The following is a 22,666-nucleotide window of genomic DNA, read 5'->3' on the forward strand; positions in this document are numbered from 1 at the left end:
TAAGTAAATTCATCAGGAGAATAAAATGAAAGCAGTGGCAACTACCGCAGGCGCTCTGGCGCTGCTGGCGCTGGCCGGATCAGCGCAGGCGATTGAAGGCGGTGTCGACGTAGGTCGTGATTATACTAATGTACACGCGGGCATGGGCGCTGACTCGCCTGGTCTGGCGCTGACCGGTAACTGGTTGCGTAGCGATCACGACGGCAGCATGGGCAGCCTGGGTCTGGGTTACAATGTGGGTCTGGGCGATATCTTTATCACGCCTGGCGTGAAAGCGATTTCCACTAACCCAACCGATAGCAAAGACGGCTATGCCGTTGCGGTCGGCATTGGCGCAAGCGTTCCAGTCACCAATATGTTCAACGTATTTGGCCAGTATTACTACTCGCCGGATTCTTTCTCCAGCCACATTGATGACTACCAGGAAGCTTCCGCTGGCGTGAGCTTTAAGCCAATCTCCCTGGTTGACGTGCGCGTGGGCTATCAGTACCTGGCGATGAACGGCAAAGACGGTCGTAAAGACAACGTCATTGCTGACGGCGCATACGTAGGTGCATCCCTGCATTTCTGATGCCAAAGGCGGCAACCTGTAAAGGGTGGCCCGCCGCTGAATGTGTCCGGCTTCTGGCCGGACCTGCCTGCTCCCGGTACGGCTGATGCCCTGATACAGGCCGGGAACAGGCTTATTATGCTGAACTTTTAACAAGGTTTATAAAGTTGTTGCCGCTAATGTTCAAACAGGTGATATATATTAAAATATAGCAGCTTATATTAAGGAGCTTGCCTGATATTTTTAATACTCCGGCAAAGATAAATGCTATATATTTAAACCGCCCCGTTTGTTTCTTCTTTTTTTACATTTGTCATTTATAGAGTGACGGCGTGCAAAATGGGTTTTATTTGGTTTTTTATTCTAAAGAGCATCTCTGTTTGACGATTTTTTAGCATTTATCGCCAGTAACACCTTCCTGTCTAAACTTTCATTTTTTTCTGTCATTTTTTAAGAAAAAAGACCTTTCATCTGGAAATGTCTTCTGTAAGAATAATCCTGCCGCCCTGAATAGGTATTTATTAAGGATTGTATTTACCTGACAATGTAAATGGCCATTAATAAACTGAAGCGCCGTTAATGCATTATTAACTTATCTGTTTTTACAGGTTGGCTTTTTTTCAGCAAAGAAAATGATGTTATAAATAAACATTTATCATCCGATAAACGGAAAGGTTTATAATCAAAGGAATGTACTTTATGCAACTGAATAAAATCTTACTGTCAGCTATCGCCATTTTCGGCATGACTTCTGTAGCTTATGCCGACCAGGGACATGGTTCAGTGACTTTTTCTGGCTCCGTCATTGAGTCTCCTTGCTCAATTAATCCTGACTCTGTTTATCAGGACGTGCCTCTTGGGCAAATCTCGACTGTTACCCTGAAGGATGGTGGAACCTCCGATCCCCGTCCTTTCCAGATTAAACTGGAAAACTGTACGGTTGCGACCGCCGCAGCGGTAACGGCCACGTTTAGCGGACCGGAAAGCGCTACCGGTCTGTTGGGCATGACCGGGACAGTTAAGGGCGCGAGTATCGCCATCACTGATGGTACTGGCGCAGTGCTCAAGCTCGGCAGTCCGAGCGCTAAGCAGGTTTTGCAGACTGGCTATAATACGCTGAGTTTTTCTGCCTATGTGCAAGGTGATGGTAAAGACGTAACGCCTGGCGAATTCCAGAGTATTGCTGATTTCACACTTGCATATCAATAAGTCGATTTGACGGACCTTGTCCTCTCCCGGCGTTTCTGCCGGGAGTGTTTTCTGCCTGGGGAACAACGGCAAAACAGGTTCATGTTTGTCGGCAGAATGGCGGAATTATTTCCATGCTTAATTCCTCCGACAAAAAATTATTAAATCGGTTATGAAAGGCTTACCCAGGGATTAACTTCTCGTAAGGATGCCGATGTCAGTGAATATTATATTAAAAAAAGATATTTTATGGCTGTGGCATGCCATCTTCCTGCTGATTCTTTGCTGTTTCGCGCGGTCTGTCGAGGCACGTGGAATAGAATTTAATACCGATCTTTTAGATGTGAAAGACAGAGCGAACATCGATCTCAGCCGTTTTTCTCAGGCGGGATATATCATGCCCGGTAACTACACTCTGAAACTTCAGATTAATGATAATGAGCTCCCCGAGCAGTCAGTAGACTGGTTTACGACAGAAGATAATGAAAAAGAAAGTAAGCCCTGTCTGACTGCCGCTCTGGTCAATTTTATTGGCCTGAAGCCTGAGCTACGCCCGCAGTTAACGTGGTGGCATGAGGGCCAGTGTCTGAATACCGACAGTTTGCCGGGTATGAGCCAGCGCGCTGATTTAGGCACCAATACGCTCTATTTAACTATCCCACAAATTTATCTGGAATACCGCGCGCCCAACTGGGATCCGCCAGCGCAGTGGGATGAGGGGATACCCGGCTTGTTGTTCGATTATTACGCCAGTGCCCAGACCCGACATGAGCACGAGAAGAAGACGGACAACACGTTCACGGGCAACGGGACGGCTGGGGCCAACGTTGGTCCCTGGCGCCTGCGTGCCGACTGGCAGGGGCGCTATGACAATCAGGCCAGTAACAACCTTAACTGGGACTGGACGCGTTTCTATGCCTGGCGCGCTTTACCGCACAGGCACGCAAGGCTGGGCGTGGGCGAACATGCGCTCTTTTCAGATATCTTCGACAGTTTTACCTATACCGGGCTGAGCCTGCGGTCTGATGACAATATGCTGCCGCCTAATCTGCGTGGTTATTCCCCGGAAATCAGCGGGATAGCGAAAACCAGCGCCAGAGTGGTGATCAGCCAGAAAGGGCGGGTCATCAAGGAAACCCGGGTCGCCGCCGGGCCGTTTCGTATTCAGGATCTCAACGAAACGATCAGCGGCGAGCTGGATGTGCGGGTAGAAGAGCAGGATGGCTCAGTACAAACTTTCAGCATCAATACGGCCAGCGTGCCCTATTTGACGCGGCCGGGCATGGTGCGCTACAAGCTGGCGGCGGGCAGGCCTTCCAACACTCAGCACCATATGGAAGGCGAGGGGTTTGTAAACGGCGAGTTCTCATGGGGCGTCAGTAACGGCTGGTCCCTGTACGGCGGGACGATAGCCAGTGAGGAATACCAGGCGCTGGCGCTGGGCACAGGGCGCGATCTGATGGCTTTCGGCGCGCTCTCTCTGGATTTTACTCAGGCGTTTGCCCGGCGTTTGCCCGATCCGCTGCCGGATACGCAGAAAGGGGCCTCGTGGCGCGTCAGCTACTCAAAAAGGTTCGACGAAACCGACAGTGAAATGACCTTTGCAGGCTACCGCTATTCAGAGCAGGGCTATATGAGTATGCAGGATTACCTTAACGCGCATAAATACGGCAGGGCCTACGGCAACGGTAAAGAGATGTATACCGCCATCTTCAGCCAGCAGCTGCGCGACTGGCGGGCAAGCTTTTATCTGAATTACTCTCATCAGACCTGGTGGGACAAACCGGACAATGACCGTTTTACCCTGACGGCGACGAAATATTTTGACGCCGGGCGCTTGCGTAACGTCAGTCTGTCAGCCACCGCCTGGCGTAATAAATATGACGGCAGCAATGATGACGGTATTTACCTGTCGCTGTCTCTACCGTGGGGCAACAGCGGCACGCTGAATTACAACGGATCTTTTAATCAGGGTAATAACAGTCATCAGGCCAGCTACTTCAATACGATGGATGAGCGTAACAACTACCAAATCAGCGGCGGGGTTGCCGGTCAGGAGACGCTGGCAAGCGGCTATTACACCTATCAGGGAGACAGAGCGCGGATAAACGTTAATGCCAGCTATCAGGGCAACAGCTATTCAGCTTTAAGCCTTTCGGCGCAGGGCGGCGTAACGGCTACCGCACAGGGTGCGGCGCTGCATCGTACCAGCAGGCCGGGCGGCACCAGAATGCTGATCGACACCGCGGTAAAGGATATTCCGGTAAAAAGCTACGGCGCGGATACCTTGAGTAACCACTTTGGCAAAGCCGTTATCGCGGATATCAGCAGCTATTACCGTAACCGCATCAGTATCGATATCAATGCGTTGCCGGACAATGCTGAAGCGAGCGCTTCGGTTATCCAGCGCACCTTAACCGAAGGCGCGATTGGCTACGGTGGCTTTAAAGTGGTGACCGGGAGCAAAACCATGGCGGTACTGCGCCTGGAAAACGGCGAAGCCCCGCCGTTTGGCGCTACGGTAAAAAACAGCCAGCGTCAGGAAGTGGGCATTGTGAATGACGACGGCAGCATCTATCTGAGCGGTATCCAGCCAGGCATAACGATGCGGGTAAGCTGGAGCGGCAAAGAGCAGTGCGAATTTAAACTGCCGGAGAGCTTGTCCGGTGATATTTCTCAGCGTCTTTTATTGCCGTGCCGCCTGTTATAAACCGCGCAGGGCTGCCGCTGATAGTTGACATGGTGTAAGGGGAAAAAATGAGATCATCTAAAGCAGGTTTATCACGCATCGCCGTTTTACTCTCCGTCCTGGTGGCTGCACAAAGCTATGGCGCTGTTTCGCTCGATCGTACACGCGTGATTTTTGAGGGCGGCCAAAAGTCTGTCAGCCTGGTCGTCAGTAACGATAATAAACAATTACCCTATCTGGCGCAGGGCTGGATAGAAGATAGCCAGGGTAAAAAAATCCAGCAGCCGCTGACTGCTCTGCCGCCGGTACAGCGCATTGAGCCGGGCAGCAAAAGCCAGGTAAAAATAGAGACGTTGCCTTCCGTGGGCGCGCTGCCGCAGGATCGTGAAACCTTGTTCTACTTTAATCTGCGTGAGATCCCGCCGCGATCCGAACGCCCCAATACGCTCCAGCTTGCCTTGCAGACAAAGGTAAAATTATTTTATCGCCCGCAGGCGCTGGTGCCCAAAAGAAACGCGGTGCCCTTTCAGGAGCAGCTGACGCTGACTCGCGCCGGCGATCGCTATCAGGTAAACAATCCCACGCCCTATTTCGTGACGCTGATCGATGGCCGCAACGCCGCCAGGAATAGCGCCATCAATGATTTCAAGCCGCTGATGATCGCGCCGAAAAGTAAAGGCGTGCTTGAGGTCAGCGCTGAAGCGCTGGGGAGCCGCCCGCTGCTCACCTATATCAACGATTACGGCGCCCGTCCGCAGTTGCAGTTTACCTGTAGCGGGGATCATTGTAAGGCCACGGCGGTCAGGCCCGCTGGCTAAGCGCATAAAGTTTTGCCGCTTCGCCAGAGCAGCCGCGCAACGCTTCTTTGCTTAACCGCGTTTTGCTCGGGCTGCGGCAGGTTTATGTTGGATAAGTCGTGATAAACGGCGGCAGGAATAAACAGATGGACAGGACAACCACCTTTGCAAAAGCGGTGCTCTGCACGCTAACAGGATTAACGCTATTTTCAGGCCGGGTGACGGCAGCGCCGGAGGTATTTACCTTCACCATGACGGCCAACGTGGTGCAGTCTGCCTCCTGTCAGCTTAATGAAGGCAAAAACGTTGAGGTTTCCTTTGGCGATCAGGTAGATATTGCAAAAATCAACGGCACTAATTACCAGAGCGAGATTGCTTATAACTTTAGCTGCAAGCAGCAGGGTAAAAATGCGGTAACGCTGCAAATCGACGGCACGGGCGCAGATTTTGGCCAGGGGATGCTGTATGTCCAGCCCGGCCTGGCCATTAAAATAATGAACGACGGTAAACTCCAGCCGGTAAACACCTCGTTTGCTATTGATGGCACGGATCCCCCCGTTCTGATGGCCGTGCTGGTGAAAAATACGGCGGCCTCGTTAACGCCCGGATACTTTGAGGCGACGGCGACAATTAAGGCGGTCTACGAATGAAAAGGGGATTATTACGCTGCCTGTGGTCAGGCCTGGGGATGATGCTGTGCGTTGCGCTCGGCTATGCCGCGCCTGTAGAGGTAGCGGTGAAGGCCAAATTCAGCGGTACGCTGGTTGAAAATCTCAGCCCCTGTACGATACGGCCCGGCGATGAATACATTACGCTCCCGCTGGCGGCCGTCACGCTGAACATGTTGCAGAACTCGCAGGAAAGCCCGCGTTACCCGTTTGCCGTTCATCTGGAAAACTGCGAGTTTGATGCAACAACGCCAGGCCGAATTGAAGTTTTCCTGCGCGGGAATGGGGACAGTAACGGGATGCTGCAACCGGATGCAGGCAGTACCGCTACCGGCATCGTTATCGGCATCGAAAATGTGCGGGGCGCGCCGCTGGCGGTCAATGCCGCCTCGCCGGGCCTGACGCTGTCTTTGAATGCTGCTGATATCGTTATCCCGATGCAGGCCTATCTACGGGCGGACGGCGCGACGCCGCCGACGGCGGGAGAATTCACCGCCAGCCTGAATTACATCATCGAATACCCCTGAACCGACGCAGCCCGCCGCCGCCGTACGGGGTGCTGGCTGGCTCATAACAAGGAGATAAAATGAAAAGGATTATGTTCGCGCTGAGCCTGATCTGTTTTTCAACGTCGGCGCTGGCGTGGTACTACAATTCCGTGCCGGGCGTCACGACCGGCCTGACGGTCAGAAACAATATGATTACGGTGGAGGCCGGCACCGATGTCTGGCTCTGCTCCAGCAGAGGCAACGATCGTGACCTTGTGTTCCATATCTATGGCCTTACCGTCCGCGATCCTGAAGTGGCCGCCACGTTTATCGGAATGAGCGATGCGCCCGGCGGCGCGCCAACCGTACAACAATGCCAGAACGCCACCGACGAACCAGCAAGTCGGATAAAAGTCGCGCAATACCGCTTAACGCAAACGGTAAGCGTACCGGTACAGGAAGGCGATTACAGCGCCTGCTGGTCAGGATGGGATGGCCTGGGCAAAGACGCACGCTGCAGCGGCGGCATACCGATCACGCCGATCGATGACTGCCATGCAGAGCTGGTGAGTTACCCCAACGATCTGGGGACGGTTATCGTCGGCGAGCCCATTAACCGTAACCACAAGGTAGGGGACCTCACGTTAATATGCAAAACGGTGCCGTCGACTACAGTGGAGATTACGCAGCAGGCATCGGCGGGGAACGTGCTCGAGCAGCAGATCCTGGATTAAAGCGGTAAAAAACTTGAGGGACTAAAGGTTTTTACCAGCGGCGTAACCGAGGCGCTGTATATGCAAACAACCGGAACGCCGAAAGTGGCACAGCGTATAGAGGATAGCGTGGTGGTGGTGCTGAACTACTACTGAGGGCGCGCGTTGCTGCGCTGCAAGGCGGCCAGCCGCCTTGCAGATCGCTACTTAGTGACTTTTCCCGCTTTCAATGCCCACGCCGGTTTGCGAACGCACAAACTGCGCCTGGAAACGCTGCCGCTCCTGCTGGCCTTCCTGCGAGTGGTCGGTCACGGAAAACAGCCAGGTGCCGATAAAGGCGACCAGCATAGAAAACAGCGCCGGATACTCGTAGGGGAAGACCGGCTTCGCGTGGCCCAGCACCTGCACCCATACCGTTGGCCCCAGGATCATCAACACGACCGCCGTCAGTAGCCCCAGCCAGCCGCCTGCCATCGCACCTCTTGTGGTCAGTTTCGACCAGTACATCGACAGCAGAATAATCGGGAAGTTACAGCTTGCCGCAATCGAGAAGGCCAGCCCGACCATAAAGGCGATATTCTGTTTCTCAAACAAAATACCCAGCGCGATAGCGACCACCCCCAGCACCAGCACGGTGATTTTCGAGACGCGCAGCTCCTGCTTCTCGGTGGCCTGGCCCTTTTTCACCACGCTGGCGTAAAGGTCGTGCGATACCGCCGATGCGCCCGCCAGCGTCAGCCCGGCAACCACCGCCAGAATCGTGGCGAAGGCCACTGCGGAAATAAAGCCCAGGAACAGGCTGCCGCCAACGGCATCGGCCAGATGCACCGCCGCCATATTGTTTCCGCCAATCAACAAGCCGGTGGCATCCTTAAATGCCGGATTAGCGCCGACCAGCAGAATAGCGCCGAAGCCGATAATAAAGGTCAGGAAGTAGAAGTAGCCCATAAAACCGGTGGCGTAGAACACGCTTTTACGCGCCTCGCGGGCATCGCTGACGGTAAAGAAGCGCATCAGGATATGCGGCAGGCCGGCCGTACCAAACATCAGCCCCAGCCCGAGCGACAGCGCGGAAATCGGGTCGTGCACCAGCCCGCCGGGACGCATGATCGCCACGCCTTTAGGATGCACCGCCATCGCTTGGGTAAAGAGATTATTAAAGCTGAAGCCCACGGTTTTCATCACCATGATTGCCATAAAGCTGGCGCCGAACAGCAGCAGCACCGCCTTGATAATCTGCACCCAGGTGGTCGCCAGCATGCCGCCGAACAGGACGTACAGCACCATCAGGATCCCCACCAGCACCACGGCGACGTGATAGTCCAGGCCAAACAGCAGCTGGATAAGCTTACCCGCGCCGACCATCTGCGCAATCAGATAGAGCGCCACCACCACCAGCGAGCCGCAGGCGGAAAGCGTGCGAATAGGCAGCTGTTTCAGACGATAGGAGGCAACGTCGGCAAAGGTATAGCGTCCCAGGTTGCGCAGCCGTTCGGCGATCAGAAACAGGATAATCGGCCAGCCGACCAGAAAACCCAGCGAATAGATCAGGCCGTCGTAGCCGGAGGTATAAACCAGCGCGGAGATCCCCAGGAATGAGGCGGCGGACATAAAGTCGCCCGCCATCGCCAGGCCGTTCTGAAAACCAGTGATATTGCCGCCTGCGGTATAATAATCGCTGCGCGAACGGGTGCGTTTGGAGGCCCACCAGGTGATACCCAGCGTGGCGGCCACGAAGATCAGGAACATCACGATCGCTTCAACGTTGGTGGGCTGTTTTTCAACCGCGCCGCTAATCGCATCGGCGGCGCGGGAGGAAACAGGCAGCAGCAGGGCGAAATAAAGGAAAAGTTTCATCATTTCACCTCATCCAGCAGCGCTTTGGTTAAGCGGTCGAATTCGCCATTGGCTCGCCAGACATAAATACCGGTTAAAAGAAAAGAAATAACGATCAGCCCAATGCCAATCGGAATACCACGGGTAACATTGGTATTAGCGTCAAGCGGCGTACCCAGCCAGCCTGGCGCAAAGGCGATTAATAAAATAAAGCCGACGTAGAGAATAAGCATTATTACCGAGAGCAGCGTGGCGAAGGCCTGGCGTTTTCTGACCAGCTCTTTAAAGCGCGCGCTTTTTTCAATCCGCTGATATCTATCGTTCATTACAGAGTCTCCAGAGATAATTGCAAGAGCTGTTATGAGATCCGGCTTGACTGAGCGACCGCGCCGGTAATGCCTCATCATCGGGAAGCTGATAAATAAAGGGCAGCGTGATAATCATTACGCTGCCCGATAAAGCTATACTGACTTTTGCTTATTTTCAGGGCATGGCAATACCCTGTTTCTCCTCCAGCAGTTTTTCCACCACGCCCGGATCGGCCAGCGTCGAGGTATCGCCTAAATTGGTGGTATCGCCAGCGGCAATTTTGCGCAAAATACGGCGCATAATTTTCCCGGAGCGGGTTTTCGGCAGGGAGTCCGTCCAGTGCAGCACGTCCGGCGTGGCGATAGGGCCGATCTCTTTACGCACCCAGCTGCGCACCTCGCTGTAAAGCTCGGGCGTCGGCTCTTCGCCGCTGTTCAGCGTGATATAGGCGTAGATGGCCTGGCCTTTAATGGCGTGAGGAATGCCGACCACGGCCGCCTCGGCGATTTTAGGATGGGACACCAGTGCAGATTCTATCTCCGCCGTGCCCAGCCGATGGCCGGAAACGTTCAGGACGTCGTCCACGCGGCCGGTGATCCAGTAATAGCCGTCCTCGTCGCGTCGCGCGCCGTCGCCGCTGAAGTACATGTTTTTAAAGGTAGAGAAGTAGGTCTGTTCAAAGCGCTCGTGATCGCCGAACAGCGTGCGTGCCAGGCCTGGCCAGGCGTCAACGATCACCAGGTTGCCCTCGCAGGCACCTTCCAGCGCGTTGCCTTCGTTATCGACCAGCGCGGGCTGCACGCCGAAAAAGGGTTTGGTGGCCGAACCGGCCTTCAGCTCCGTCGCGCCAGGCAGCGGCGCGATCATAAAGCCGCCCGTTTCCGTCTGCCACCAGGTATCGACAATCGGGCAGCGGCTATTGCCAATTTTCTGGTAATACCACTCCCAGGCTTCCGGGTTAATCGGTTCGCCGACGGAACCCAGAATACGCAGCGTGGAGCGATCGGTGCCGCTAATGGCCTTGTCGCCCTCCGCCATCAGCGCGCGAATTGCCGTAGGCGCGGTATACAGCAGCGTGACTTTATGTTTATCCACCACTTCCGCCATCCGGCTCGGCTTCGGCCAGTTCGGCACGCCTTCAAACATCAGCGTGGTCGCGCCCAGCGCCAGCGGGCCGTAAAGCAGATAGCTGTGGCCGGTGATCCAGCCGACGTCGGCGGTGCACCAGTAGATATCGTCGGCATGATAATCAAAAACGTATTTGAAGGTGGTCGCCGCGTAAACCAGATAGCCGCCGGTAGTATGCAGCACGCCCTTCGGCTTGCCGGTGGAACCGGAGGTGTAAAGGATAAACAGCGGATCTTCCGCGCCCATCTCTTCCGGCTGGTGGTGCGCGCTGGCCTTGTTCACCAGCTCGTGCCACCACAGATCGCGGCTGTGCCAGTCGATATCCGCGCCGGTGCGGCGGAAAACCACCACGTTGCTTACCGTGGTGACACTGGGATTAGCCAGCGCCTCGTCGACGTTTTTCTTCAGCGGGATGGCGCGCCCGGCGCGAATGCCCTCATCGGCAGTCACCACCAGCTTCGCGGCGGAGTCGACGATACGTCCGGCCACGGCTTCCGGCGAGAAACCGCCAAAAATCACCGAGTGCACCGCGCCGATACGCGCGCAGGCCAGCATGGCGACGGCGGCTTCCGGCACCATTGGCATATAGATCGCCACCACGTCGCCTTTACCTATGCCCAGCTCTTTCAGCGAGTTGGCGAAGCGGCAGACTTCGCGATGCAGCTCGCGAAAGGTCAGCGTCTTGCTTTCGCTGGCGTCGTCGCCTTCCCAGATAATCGCCGGATGGTCGCCCCGGCTGTGCAGGTGGCGATCCAGACAGTTGGCCGCCAGATTGAGCGTGCCGTCTTCAAACCAGCGGATATTAATATTGCCCGGCGCAAATGAGGTGTTCTTCACGCGGGTGTACGGTTTTATCCAGTCGAGGATTTTACCCTGTTCGCCCCAGAACGCCTCGGGATCCTGTACGGACTGCTGGTACATCGACTGATACTGCTGGGCAGTGATCAGCGTATTTTCCGCGATATTCGCGGGAACGGGATGTCGGTGTTGTTGGCTCATGGCTACTCTCCTTGAAGATGTTAATAATATGTCAATCAAAGGTTGGATGGAGCGAGCCGCCGGGCTTTGTTTGCTTTTTGCGCCATGGATCACGCCATAACGTCAGGTGATGAAAATGGTCAAAAAGTTGCCGTAATACGGTGGAACTTTCTGCAACCGTCGCCCACTCATTCGCCGCATAACGCAAACGGGCTGTACAAAAGGCGCACAACTAAACCTGGCTGTTCGCCAGGCGTCTGGCGAGCAACTGCATAGCTATGCGCAAGTATGGAGATATATTGCTAATTATAACAAAGAGTTAGTCGTACACGTCGATTCCAGAGCTTTATCCTGTTCGGCGATGATAGTTTAGCCGTATATCACTTAGGGTTGCATTTATACCCGTGAAAATGGTACTGATTACGCGCCTGCAAATCAGGTATCAACCATCCATTATCCGCGCATTCGCCGACATCGGCCTGCTTCCCTTGAGAGTGATCGCTCCGCATTAAAGACGCGGAGAGCGGGTTTTGTTAAGGAAAAAACTATTATGAAAGCTGCAAAATTCAGCCTTGCCTGGCAAATATTGACGGCGTTGGTACTGGGGATCGTCGTTGGCGCGATACTGCATAATCAACCGGAGGATCGTGAATGGTTAATCGCTAACATTCTTAGTCCTGCCGGGGATATCTTTATCCATCTGATCAAGATGATTGTGGTTCCCATCGTGATTTCCACGCTGATCGTCGGTATCGCCGGCGTGGGCGATGCGAAAAAACTGGGGCGGATCGGCGTCAAAACCATCCTCTATTTTGAAGTGATAACCACCATTGCCATTGTGGTAGGGATTACCCTGGCGAATGTGTTTCAACCTGGCTACGGCATTGATATGTCGACGCTGGCAACGGTGGACATCTCTAAGTATGAAGCCACGACGGCGCAGGTTCAGGGCGGCCCGCACAGCCTGGTGACCACTATCCTGTCGCTGATCCCGCAGAATATTTTCGCGGCGATCGCGAAAGGCGAGATGCTGCCGATCATCTTCTTCTCGGTGCTGTTTGGTCTGGGGCTGTCATCGCTGCCTGCGGAACATCGCGAGCCGTTGGTGAAGGTGTTTCGTTCCACCTCGGAAACCATGTTTAAAGTCACCAATATGATTATGCGTTACGCGCCGATTGGCGTGTTTGCCCTGATCTCGGTGACTATCGCCAACTTTGGTTTCGCCTCGCTGTGGCCGCTGGCTAAGCTGGTGATCCTGGTGTACGTTGCCATTCTGTTCTTTGCCTTTGTGGTGCTGGGAACGGTCGCGCGCATCTGTAAGCTGCGCATTACCACGCTGATGCGCATCCTGAAGGATGAGCTGATCCTCTCTTACTCCACCTCCAGCTCCGAAACGGTGCTGCCGAAGATCATGGAGAAAATGGAGGCTTACGGCGCGCCCAAATCCATCACCAGCTTTGTGGTGCCGACCGGCTATTCGTTTAACCTGGACGGCTCCACGCTCTATCAGAGCATCGCGGCGATCTTTATCGCGCAGCTGTACGGCATTGACCTCTCTATTGGTCAGGAGATCGTGCTGGTGCTGACGCTGATGGTGACCTCAAAGGGGATCGCGGGCGTGCCTGGCGTTTCCTTTGTGGTGCTGCTGGCTACGCTGGGCAGCGTAGGCATTCCGCTGGAAGGCCTGGCGTTTATCGCCGGCGTTGACCGTATCATGGACATGGCACGTACCGCGCTAAACGTGGTCGGCAACGCGCTGGCGGTGCTGGTGATCGCCAAGTGGGAAAACCAGTTCGATGCCGAACAGGCAGTGGCCTACGAGGCGCGTCTGGCATCCGCTTCCTGATCGCTCCGGCGCGGAAGAACAGCAAAAATGAAAATGGCCTTCGGGCCATTTTTTTTGTTTTTTGCAAGGCACAAACGCAGCGGTTATGCGGTTGCGTAATCATAAATGAGATTATTTAAGTCGCCGCTGAATAACGTTTCTTACTGATTTTTAATAGTAAATATTTATGGCGTTGACCGTTAAATTTTATCTTCTCATTTTTTCTCTTATCGCGAGCTGCATTTATTTGTCAAGACTATAATTATATTTTACGTTAAGCCTGAAAAGGCGGCGATTCCTTTTAGCAATCAGGCCTGTAGAGTTTAATAAAGGGCCGGTAATTAATATTATTATTTACGGCACTATTCTTATTTTTTCGGGGGTGTCGTTTGCCGCCATAAATTTATATGGATCTTTCTTTTCAGTAGTGATGTGATTGTTATTAACAATTTTTAATTATTCGTCACGCCGCCTGCCGTCTGCAATCGCATTTTTACGGCGAGATGTTTTTTACTTTTTTCTTCAGCTCTGGAGGAAATATCCTTGTTTAAATTACATCCCCTTTTGTTAAGCCTTATTGCGGCACAGGGCGCGATAGCGCCTGCTTTTTACAGCCAGGCGGCGACGCTGAAACCCTTTTCACCCTATGTTAATGATAATAAAGTCGGCGCTTTTTGCGTCTGCAACGGCTCCACGCAAACGCTTAGCGGCAACCAGCAGTTTTCGCCGGGGCTGAGCGGCGAGCAAAGCTTTACGCTGAGAGAGCTACAGGGCCGTGTGAATAACCCTGACCTGTCGCTGGCAGAAAGGCCGGGCCTGGATCCCGGTACAGGCGGTTACACCATTTATGTCCCGGACTGGGAGAACGGCGGCTATCGTCCCTTTGACGTTTTTAATTCCGCCAGCATGGTCGAAATACCGCCGCTCGGGCTGGATACGCCGCTGCCAAACTATGTTGACGTCAAAGGCGGGCAATATATTAACGCCCGCGTGGCGCAGGTCAGTAAAGGCACCATTAACGTGGCAATCGGCCAGTCCGGTGCGGCAACGACGTCAGAAACCAACGGCTGGCGCATGGCGGCCAAACAGAGTCGGCTTTTTGCCGCCACCGGCAGCGGCAACATGAACTGGAATGGCGATAACCGCCTGACCTTTACCGCTGCGCTTCCACCTTCTGGCGGGCCTTACCTCACCCTTCCCGTAGACAGCGTGGCTGATTACAAAGGCGAGTTCAGCGTCGCCACCAGAAATAACGTCATCACGCGATTCAACGTGACCAACTTTGATGATTTTAAAAACTATAACAACTGGCTTATCGGGCAGCTGGAAACGGGCCAGCTCAATCCCGACAGCTACCGTGACGAGCTGGATAAAGCCGTAACTCTCACCAGCGGGCAAATCGTTTACGGCATAGTGGCGCAGGATGCGGATGACGAAGCGGCGCAGCCGATTGGCGAACTGGTGGTGCTCAGCGCAGACGGCGCGCAGGCCAGGGTTACGGTTAATAAAACGCTGGAGGTGGCGAACGCCAGCAGCGCGGTGCTGGCTGCAAACGGCGGCACGGCGATTATCAACGGTAAGGTCGCCAGTACCGGTAACGGCATCACCGATGGCAACGCGCTGGAGCTGCTTAGCGGCAGTACCGGCGTTAATAACGGCGTTATTAATGCCGGCTTCTTCAATAATGCCGATGGCAGCGGCGTGGACAGCAGCACGGTCGGCCAAAGCCGCAATGCGGTACGGCTACAGGACGGCAGCCGTTTCACCAATAACGGCGTCATCAACATCGCAGGCAGCGGCACTGGCCTGGGGATTTTTAGCGGCAGCGCGATCAATAACGGCAACATTAATACAGGCGCGGCGGACGGCGCCAGCGGCGTGTTCGTTAACGGCCCGCAGGCGAGCTTCACCAATGCTGTGGACGGCACGCTCTGGCTGGGGCGATCGCCGCAAAATGCTCTGACGGATGAAGCCTTCGATACCCGGCTGTCCGGCGCCGTCGGCATTAATATGATTGGTGATGGCAGCGCCGTAAATGACGGGCATATCGTACTGGGTGCACAAACTCAGAACAGCACCGCCATGAAGGTGGTGAATGGCCCGAACGCCCGCCTGCAAAATAACGGCGTGATTGACGTTAACGGTCAGGCGGATTTTCGCCCGGAGGAGAATATCGCGCTGCTGGCGATCGACTCCGGCAGCGGCGGGCTGGTCGGCAACGCCGGGACGATCAATCTGAATGGCGATAACGGCACCGGGATCAAAGCGATCGCCAGCAGCGGCAGCTTTGCCAGCGTTTACTCGGACGGGATCGTCAACGTTAACGGCAGCACCGGGCCGTCAGGCGACACCCACAATACGGCGGTGTGGTTAAGAAGCGAGGCGGGCGGCAACGCTTATGCCTACCTCACTGGCCCAATCACTCTGGGGGGAGAAGGCGCCGTCGGCATCCGCGCTGACGGCGCAGGTACATCGGTTTACGATAGCGGCAGCGTTTCTGGCGGTGGCGCTAACGCAACCGCTTTTCAGATAACCAACGGCGCGAGGATAACGCTGGGAGACGCTTCGTTGGTTAAACTAACCGGCGACAACAGCACCGGCGTACGGATACAAAACGGCGGCTCTTTTTTGATGCAGGGCGGTCTGGTCGCTGCTACCGGTATCGCGTTTGATGTGAGCGAAGGCACCGCGCAATTTTTTCCCGAAAGCGCCCAGCTGGAGTCAGGTGGTACGGCAGCGGTACGCGTGGGCCATAACGGTAATTTTGCGCTGTATGGCGACGGCATCTTCCGTAACAGCATTACGGGCAACGGCAGCGCCGACGCCGTTCTGCTGGAAGAAGGCGCCGCCGGGCTGTCGATTGACGGCGCTACGCTGACGGTAAACGGCAGCGGCAGCGCCATCAATAACCTGGCGGAAACCCCCAACATTTCCCTGGCCAACACCTATATCTATGCCAGGGGCAGCGGCAGCGGCATTCGTTCCGCCACCACTTTCGATTCACTGCTTGCCGTTGGTATCGAACCTTCCGACGGCGCAACGGGCTACACCTTTGCTAATGCCGATGGCTCGACCACGCAGGCCGACATGCTGGTGCCACGCGGCATGGTGATCCTTGTCGGCAGCGGCGGGACGGGGATCCGCGCCAATACCACGGGGAAAGTCATCTCAGAGGGAAACATCTATATCACCACTGAAAGCGGCGGTTCGGCAATTGTCAGCCAGACCGCCAGCGAAGTGGTAAACCGGGGCGACATCTTCTCGTGGGGTACGGTGGCGCCCGTTATCGATCTGCGCGGCGGCAGCACGGTATTTGTTAACGAAGGCACGATTGGCGCGCAATATGCCGATACGGTTATCGTGGCGGGCGGCGCGACGGACGATCGGATCGCCCTGATCGGTGGAGCGGTGCAGGGCGATGTGAACACGGGGAACGGCACCGATACGCTGACGCTGACCGGCGGCACCCTCAACGGCAGCCTGACGATGGGCAGCGGCATCGATAACCAGGCCTTTGTGCAGAACGTCAGCCTGGCTAACGTTAGTCATATCACCACGGCGGGCGGCGAAGGCAGCACGCTCAGCCTGAGCGAGATAGCGGCCCGTGGCGGCTCCTTCGCCAGCGACGACGCAGGCCGGGGCGTCAACCTGGGCGCGGGCTGGAGCACCATCAATTTCTACCATACCGACTGGACGTTGACCGACAATCTGCAGCTGGCGCACAGCACCCTGAATATCGATCGCGAGTCCACGCTCTATGCCGGAAACCTTGTAGATCCCGTACTGAGAGGCGGCACCAGCGATTCGCTGGTGGTGAATAACGCCGGTACGCTGGATCTGACCAACGGCTCCGGATCGCCGGGCAACACGCTGACCATCAACGGCACGCTGAACTCGCTGAACGGCACGCTGAAGCTCGCCAGCGCGCTTAACGGCGGCGGCGCGCCCGCCAACCAGCGCAGCGACATCCTGCGCGTAAACGGCGATGTTAACGGCACCACGTTGATTAACGTCACGCCAGCGGCAGGCAGCACCGGCGCGCTGAACGATGCTAATCAAAATGGCGTTATTGAGGCGAACGAAGGCATCTCGCTGGCACAGGTGGCAGGCAGTGCCAGCGCCAACAGCTTTGCGCTCCAGGGCGGCTATCTGGCAGCCGGGCCGTGGCGCTACGATCTCTACAGCTTTGCGCCGGGCAGCAGCGATGCCGCCCAGCGGCAGGTCGACGGCAGCGGCAGCCAGTTTCGCGACTATCGTCTGGCTAACGGCCTCGTCAGGAATAACGGCGTTTCCCGTGCGGCGGTAGTGCCGCAGGTGCCTGCTTATCTCTCCGCTCCGACCGGGCTGGCGTACTATTCCGCAGCCACGCTTAACGATCTGCATAACCGGCTGGGCGAGCTGCGTCAGGACCAGGGCGAGGCCGGCGGGGAAATGTTCCTGCGCTATACCGGCGCCAACATGCGCTACAGCACCAGCCAGAGCTTCCAGAATTTCGGCTACGACCTGGATATGGATTACAGCGCGCTGCAGGTAGGCGGCAACGTCGTGCAGCTGGATGGGGACAACGGCAGCCTGCGCGGCGGCGTCGCCTGGACACGCGGTAACAGCCGCATCCGTCCGGACGCGGCCGACGGCTACAGCAGCACCACGTTCGACAGCGATACGCTGGCGCTTTATGCCACCTGGCTACAGGAAAGCGGCTTCTACCTGGACGGCACGCTCTCCTACAGCTGGCATCGTGGCGAAACGGATATTGCACGCAGGCAGAACGTGGCAAAGATCAAAGGCAAAGGCTGGAGCGCCTCGCTGGAGAGCGGCTATCCGTTTGCGCTGGGCGGCGGGCTGCGGCTGGAGCCTTCAGCCCAGCTGACTTACCTGCATCTGGGGCTGGATAACTTCAGCGACAGGGATAACCTGACGGTCAGCTACGACGATTCGCACCAGACCATTGGGCGCGTCGGCGCGAAGCTGGATCGACGCTGGAGCGATAACAGCGGCCGCCAGTACACGCCTTATCTGCGCACCAACTATTACAAAGGCTGGGACAGTCAGGCTAAAACCACAATAGGCGCTAAAGGCGTGGACGGCCTTGAGCAGAGCTTCCGCAGCGGTAAGTTCGGTCAGATGTGGGAAGCCGGCGTCGGCGCCACCACCGTCTTTAAAAATAACGTGTCGCTCTATGCGGAAGCGGACTATCGGAAAGAAATCGACGGCAACGGCGGCAAAGGCTGGGGCTATAACGCGGGCGTAAGGTGGCGTTTTTGATCTTTCAGCGGGCGTGATCCGTTCACCATACTAAAACATCTCTGCATAATAATGACTTGTCGTCGACAGGGTTTTGCGGGCGGCTGGAACCGGTTCTTTTCTCGCCAGATGGCTGTCCGTAAGGCTTTGCGGTTTTTTAACCTTTGCATGGAATTTAGCTTTAGCAACTAAAGTTCAGGCGGAACGGGCCGAAAATATAACGAATGATAATTTATCCACTCAAAGCCCAATCCTGGTCACCGCTTCAAGGATTTACGCCATGCGCAGCAATCAACCCGTAACACAGCAGGAATTTGCGTTTGATGAGAACGCCACGCTGATGTCAACCACCGACGCCAGCAGCCATATCACCTACGCGAACGACGTATTCATCAAAGTCAGCGGCTTTACGCCGGAAGAGATCAACGGGCAGCCTCACAATATAGTGCGCCATCCTGATATGCCGCCGGAAGCGTTTGCCGATATGTGGGCGACGCTGCAACAGGGCGAACCCTGGTCCGCGCTGGTGAAAAACCGTCGTAAAAACGGCGATCACTACTGGGTACGCGCCAATGCCGTGCCGATCGTGCGCAACGGTAAGATACAGGGCCATATGTCCGTACGCACCCGTCCCGCCGCGCAGGAGATCGCGCAGGCTGAAAAATTGTATAAAGAATTTCGCGAAGGCAAGCGTAAGGGCTGGCGCTTCCATAAAGGGCTGCTGGTGCGTACCGGGGCGCTGCGCTGGGCCTCGCTGCTGAAAACCATGCCGCTGCGCTGGCGCATTCGCTCTGCGCTGCTGGCGCTGTGGCCGCTCTCCGTGGCGGGCGTCTGGGCGCTGGGGCTACCGGGCCAGTCGCTGGCGATATTCAGCGCCATCATGGCCGTGCTGCTGCTGCTGGCCACGAGCTGGCTTGAGCAGCAGGTTTCCCGTCCCGTCGAGCGGCTGTGCAAACAGGCGCTGAGCGTGGCGACCGGCGCCTGCCAGCAGGTCGACCAGATGGATCGCGTGGATGAAATCGGCACCACGCTGCGGGCGGTCGGGCAGCTGGGGCTGATGTTCCGCTGGCTGTTGGAAGACGTCAGCGGCCAGGCGGTCAACGTGATGAGCGCCAGCGATGCTATCGCGCACGGCAACAACGAGCTGAGCCGTCGTACGGAGCAGGCGGCGGCCAACGTCCAGCAAACGGCTGCCACCATGAATGAACTGACCGCCACGGTAAAAAGCAATACCGACACGGCGCAGCAGGTTAATACGCTTTCCGCCAGCACTCGCGATGCCGCGACCAAAGGCGGCGTGGTGATGAAGGATATGGTCGGCATGATGGCGGAAATTGCCGACAGTTCGAAGAAGATAGCCAACATCACCAGCGTCATTGATGGGATCGCGTTCCAGACCAATATCCTGGCGCTAAACGCTGCGGTGGAAGCCGCACGCGCGGGCGAGCAGGGCAAAGGCTTTGCCGTGGTGGCCGGAGAAGTGCGCAGCCTGGCGCAGCGCAGCGCCAAGGCCGCCAGCGAAATAAAAAGCCTGGTGGAGAACAGCGCGCTGAAGGTGGAGTCCGGCAGCGTCCACGTTAACGACGCGGGCAAAACGATGGAGGATATCGTTTCTCAGGTGCAGAACGTGACCTCGCTGATTGCGCAGATCAGTTCCGCCACCGCCGAGCAGGCTACGGCGCTGAGCGAAGTCAGCCTGGCGGTAGAAGACCTGGACAATATCACCCATCAGAACGCCGAGCGGGTGGAAGAAGGCGCGCAGGCGGCTGGCCGAATGACGCATCAGGCCACCCGTCTGGTGGAAGCGATCAGCGTGTTCCGCTAACGGTGATGCAGGCTTCGGTCGCGCCGCGTTTTGGCGAGCAGCGGACGGAGCCTGCCTTTTGAACGGTATACTTTTAAACGGTACAACACAATTCCCGCCCGCTTTCCTTATTCTCCTGCCCAGGTGCCTGGCCGAAAACGCGGTGGCAACGCCTGTTTTACGCTCTCTCCACGGATATAACGCTTTAAGGCGGGCGGCCCCTCCGGGCTTTTTACAGCCAAAACAGCGATAAAAAAGAGCAGGCCTTGCGACCTGCTCCGCATAACGCCCTGGTGGTGGCGTGGTGAAGCTTATCCTGCTACAGAGGGGGATCGTCTGCGTTAAGGGGGGAAAGCGCTGTCGGATAAAAGAAGCTTTCCCGAACGCCGCAGAACGATAACCAAAACTGTATAATAATTGACTGATATACTGCAATCTCAAAACCAGCGCAGAGAAACAATTAGGAATAATGCCGGGGTTTGCAATAATAAATTCTTTAGTAATCATGGTACTGTTTTCAGTTATTCGGAGTTTTCCTGTGGCGGGTACGCAGAGGCCCGACCAGAAGGGCAACGACTCTCCCACGGCAAAAAGTGATAAAAAATATAAAATATTCTGTTGTTTTTCCGTTAGCTTTTACCAACGTTTGTTGCTGAAAAAAGGGAAATCACGTCCATTTTAAGTTACTGCTTTTCTCCTTGCCCTGCCTGTTTCCTGCGCGGCCGCCGCAGGAATTCAACTACAGTTAGTGACTCAGTCCGCTCTTTTCAGCCAGGAGAAAACAGATTTATGAGTCAGTTTTTCATGCATCAAAAAAGCGATTTGGTCAGTGAAGCCATTGAAGGCGCGCTGATCGGCAACCCGTGGCACAGCCTTAGCCTGCTTGACGCCGGCCCCGATATTCGGGTGGTGGTGCGTAACGACTGGGATAAAAAGGACGTAGCGCTGATTTCCGGCGGCGGCTCCGGGCATGAACCGGCCCACGTGGGCTTTGTCGGAAAAGGAATGCTGACCGCGGCCGTCTGTGGCGATATCTTCGCCTCGCCGAGCGTGGAGGCGGTACTCAGCGCTATCATCAACGTCACGGGTGAAAAAGGCTGCCTGCTGATCGTTAAAAACTACACGGGCGATCGGCTGAACTTCGGCCTGGCGGCGGAAAAAGCCAAAAAGCTGGGCTTTAAGGTCGAGCTGGTGATGGTGACCGATGATATCGCGCTGCCGGATAATCCGCAGCCGCGCGGGATTGCCGGTACGGCGCTGATCCATAAAGTCGCCGGTTACGCCGCCGCCAGCGGAAAATCGCTGGAGGAGGTGATGGCAGCGGCCAACGAAGCCATTGCCGCCACCGCCAGCCTTGGTCTGGCCTTCAGCAGCTGCCATGTGCCCGGCGAAAAGCGGGACGAGCGGGTTAAAGAAGGCCAAAGCGAGTTAGGCATGGGCATTCATGGCGAACCGGGCGCCTCTACGCTGAAAACGCAGGACAGCCGCGAGATCGTTGCACTGATGGCGGCGAAGCTGGCGGAGCACAATCCGGACAATAAAAAAACGGCGCTGTTAATCAATAACCTGGGCGGATTCTCTTCGCTGGAAATGGCGGTGCTGACGCGCGAGGTGCTGCGTTCGCCGCTGGGAAAACAGGTCGATCTGCTGATTGGCCCGGCGACGCTGGTTAGCGCGCTGGATATGAAAGGCTTTTCGCTGTCGACGCTGCTGCTGACCGACGCGCTGGCGGAAGCGTTGCAGGCGCCGGTTGAGGCCAGCGGCTGGCAGCCCGCGAGCAAGCCTGCGCCGCTTAATACGCGCCAGAGCGAAAAAGTTGCGCGGCAGCAGCATTTTGCGCCTTCGGAAAATGCATCAACGGCCGCCATAGTTGCTACCGTTTGCCGCACGCTGGCAGAGCTGGAGACCGAGCTTAACCAGCTGGATGCCAAAGTGGGCGATGGCGACACCGGCTCGACCTTTGCCGCCGGGGCGAAAAAAATCCTCGCCGAGCTGGAAGCGAACAGGCTGCCGCTGAACGAGCCAGAAAACCTGCTAACGCTGATTGGCGAAGAGCTGGCGGTGGTGATGGGCGGATCCAGCGGCGTGCTGATGTCGATTATGTTTACCGCCGCCGGACAGAAGCTGGAAGAAGGCGAGGCGCTGCCGCAGGCGCTGAGCTACGGGCTGGAACGGATGCAGCACTACGGCGGCGCGCGGCCGGGCGATCGCACCATGATTGACGCGCTGGATCCGGCCTTTGCCGCGCTGACGGCGGGTAAAAGTAGAGAAGAGGCGGCGCAGGCGGCAAAAGCGGGCGCGGAAAAAACGGCGCAGATGAGCAAAGCGCAGGCGGGTCGCTCCTCTTACCTTAACCAGGAAAGCCTGCACGGCGTGAAGGATCCGGGCGCTTACGCGGTAGAGCAGGTCTTCGCCAGGCTGGCCGCGCAACAATAAGCGGCCCTTCCGG

14 protein-coding genes are annotated in these 22,666 nt (G+C 56.2%); 11 read left to right on the forward strand and 3 right to left on the reverse strand.

Translation table 11 applies throughout. The features are described from left to right. Positions 1-25: 25 nt before the first annotated feature. The 7 genes from AB6T85_RS06555 to AB6T85_RS06585 all read left to right on the forward strand — a co-directional run bounded on the left by AB6T85_RS06555 (position 26) and on the right by AB6T85_RS06585 (position 7,114). Complete coding sequence (locus AB6T85_RS06555) at positions 26-571, forward strand: YfaZ family outer membrane protein (RefSeq protein WP_253456085.1); 546 nt, start codon at positions 26-28, stop codon at positions 569-571. Positions 572-1,249: 678 nt separating this feature from the next. Further along, a complete protein-coding gene (locus AB6T85_RS06560) occupies positions 1,250-1,759 on the forward strand; it encodes a fimbrial protein (protein ID WP_369895082.1) in 510 nt (169 codons plus the stop codon). A gap of 193 nt (positions 1,760-1,952) precedes the next feature. Continuing rightward, positions 1,953-4,448, forward strand: coding sequence for an outer membrane usher protein (locus AB6T85_RS06565; protein WP_301252122.1), 2,496 nt, complete (start codon positions 1,953-1,955; stop codon positions 4,446-4,448). Positions 4,449-4,495: 47 nt separating this feature from the next. Further along, on the forward strand, positions 4,496-5,245 hold the full coding sequence (locus AB6T85_RS06570; protein ID WP_369895083.1) for a fimbria/pilus periplasmic chaperone: 750 nt from the start codon (positions 4,496-4,498) through the stop codon (positions 5,243-5,245). Positions 5,246-5,370: 125 nt separating this feature from the next. Further along, positions 5,371-5,874 carry a fimbrial protein gene (locus AB6T85_RS06575; RefSeq protein ID WP_301730340.1) on the forward strand — a complete coding sequence of 168 codons (504 nt, stop codon included), beginning with the start codon at positions 5,371-5,373 and terminating at the stop codon, positions 5,872-5,874. Further along, a complete protein-coding gene (locus AB6T85_RS06580) occupies positions 5,871-6,419 on the forward strand; it encodes a fimbrial protein (RefSeq protein ID WP_301252126.1) in 549 nt (182 codons plus the stop codon). The genes AB6T85_RS06575 and AB6T85_RS06580 overlap by 4 nt, the downstream gene beginning before the upstream one ends. A 59-nt stretch (positions 6,420-6,478) precedes the next feature. Continuing rightward, entirely contained in the window at positions 6,479-7,114 is a 636-nt protein-coding gene (locus tag AB6T85_RS06585; RefSeq protein WP_369895299.1) for a hypothetical protein, read from the forward strand. 186 nt (positions 7,115-7,300) lie between these two features. Here the strand turns inward: AB6T85_RS06585 and actP are convergent, their stop codons facing one another. The 3 genes from actP to acs form a co-directional block, all read right to left on the reverse strand. Then, positions 7,301-8,953 (reverse strand): cation/acetate symporter ActP, encoded by a 1,653-nt coding sequence (actP, locus tag AB6T85_RS06590; protein ID WP_369895085.1) that lies wholly within the window; start codon positions 8,951-8,953, stop codon positions 7,301-7,303. Further along, entirely contained in the window at positions 8,950-9,255 is a 306-nt protein-coding gene (locus tag AB6T85_RS06595; RefSeq protein ID WP_369895087.1) for a DUF485 domain-containing protein, read from the reverse strand. Before AB6T85_RS06595 ends, actP begins: the two co-directional genes overlap by 4 nt. 157 nt (positions 9,256-9,412) lie before the next feature. Next, positions 9,413-11,365: an acetate--CoA ligase gene (gene acs, locus AB6T85_RS06600; RefSeq protein WP_301730338.1), complete on the reverse strand. Its 1,953-nt coding sequence runs from the start codon at positions 11,363-11,365 to the stop codon at positions 9,413-9,415. A 529-nt stretch (positions 11,366-11,894) separates the two neighbouring features. Between acs and gltP the strand changes: the two genes are divergently transcribed. From gltP to AB6T85_RS06620, 4 genes are all read left to right on the forward strand, one after another. Next, a complete protein-coding gene (gene gltP, locus AB6T85_RS06605; RefSeq protein WP_253456061.1) occupies positions 11,895-13,190 on the forward strand; it encodes a glutamate/aspartate:proton symporter GltP in 1,296 nt (431 codons plus the stop codon). A gap of 522 nt (positions 13,191-13,712) precedes the next feature. Further along, a complete protein-coding gene (locus AB6T85_RS06610; RefSeq protein WP_369895090.1) occupies positions 13,713-18,434 on the forward strand; it encodes an autotransporter outer membrane beta-barrel domain-containing protein in 4,722 nt (1,573 codons plus the stop codon). Between the two features lie 259 nt (positions 18,435-18,693). After that, complete coding sequence (locus AB6T85_RS06615) at positions 18,694-20,238, forward strand: methyl-accepting chemotaxis protein (protein ID WP_253456056.1); 1,545 nt, start codon at positions 18,694-18,696, stop codon at positions 20,236-20,238. Between the two features lie 768 nt (positions 20,239-21,006). Continuing rightward, positions 21,007-22,653 carry a dihydroxyacetone kinase subunit DhaK gene (locus AB6T85_RS06620; RefSeq protein WP_369895092.1) on the forward strand — a complete coding sequence of 549 codons (1,647 nt, stop codon included), beginning with the start codon at positions 21,007-21,009 and terminating at the stop codon, positions 22,651-22,653. Positions 22,654-22,666: the final 13 nt, after the last annotated feature.

Source organism: Erwinia aeris (assembly GCF_041224955.1).
Taxonomy (GTDB): domain Bacteria; phylum Pseudomonadota; class Gammaproteobacteria; order Enterobacterales; family Enterobacteriaceae; genus Erwinia; species Erwinia aeris.

What these genes read in the sequence shown, in the direction of transcription:
- AB6T85_RS06555 (WP_253456085.1), top strand. Translation starts at nt 26, where the DNA reads ATGAAAGCAGTGGCAACTACCGCAGGCGCTCTGGCGCTGCTGGCGCTG.
- AB6T85_RS06560 (WP_369895082.1), top strand. Translation starts at nt 1,250, where the DNA reads ATGCAACTGAATAAAATCTTACTGTCAGCTATCGCCATTTTCGGCATG.
- AB6T85_RS06565 (WP_301252122.1), top strand. Translation starts at nt 1,953, where the DNA reads ATGTCAGTGAATATTATATTAAAAAAAGATATTTTATGGCTGTGGCAT.
- AB6T85_RS06570 (WP_369895083.1), top strand. Translation starts at nt 4,496, where the DNA reads ATGAGATCATCTAAAGCAGGTTTATCACGCATCGCCGTTTTACTCTCC.
- AB6T85_RS06575 (WP_301730340.1), top strand. Translation starts at nt 5,371, where the DNA reads ATGGACAGGACAACCACCTTTGCAAAAGCGGTGCTCTGCACGCTAACA.
- AB6T85_RS06580 (WP_301252126.1), top strand. Translation starts at nt 5,871, where the DNA reads ATGAAAAGGGGATTATTACGCTGCCTGTGGTCAGGCCTGGGGATGATG.
- AB6T85_RS06585 (WP_369895299.1), top strand. Translation starts at nt 6,479, where the DNA reads ATGAAAAGGATTATGTTCGCGCTGAGCCTGATCTGTTTTTCAACGTCG.
- actP (WP_369895085.1), bottom strand. Translation starts at nt 8,953, where the DNA reads ATGATGAAACTTTTCCTTTATTTCGCCCTGCTGCTGCCTGTTTCCTCC.
- AB6T85_RS06595 (WP_369895087.1), bottom strand. Translation starts at nt 9,255, where the DNA reads ATGAACGATAGATATCAGCGGATTGAAAAAAGCGCGCGCTTTAAAGAG.
- acs (WP_301730338.1), bottom strand. Translation starts at nt 11,365, where the DNA reads ATGAGCCAACAACACCGACATCCCGTTCCCGCGAATATCGCGGAAAAT.
- gltP (WP_253456061.1), top strand. Translation starts at nt 11,895, where the DNA reads ATGAAAGCTGCAAAATTCAGCCTTGCCTGGCAAATATTGACGGCGTTG.
- AB6T85_RS06615 (WP_253456056.1), top strand. Translation starts at nt 18,694, where the DNA reads ATGCGCAGCAATCAACCCGTAACACAGCAGGAATTTGCGTTTGATGAG.
- AB6T85_RS06620 (WP_369895092.1), top strand. Translation starts at nt 21,007, where the DNA reads ATGAGTCAGTTTTTCATGCATCAAAAAAGCGATTTGGTCAGTGAAGCC.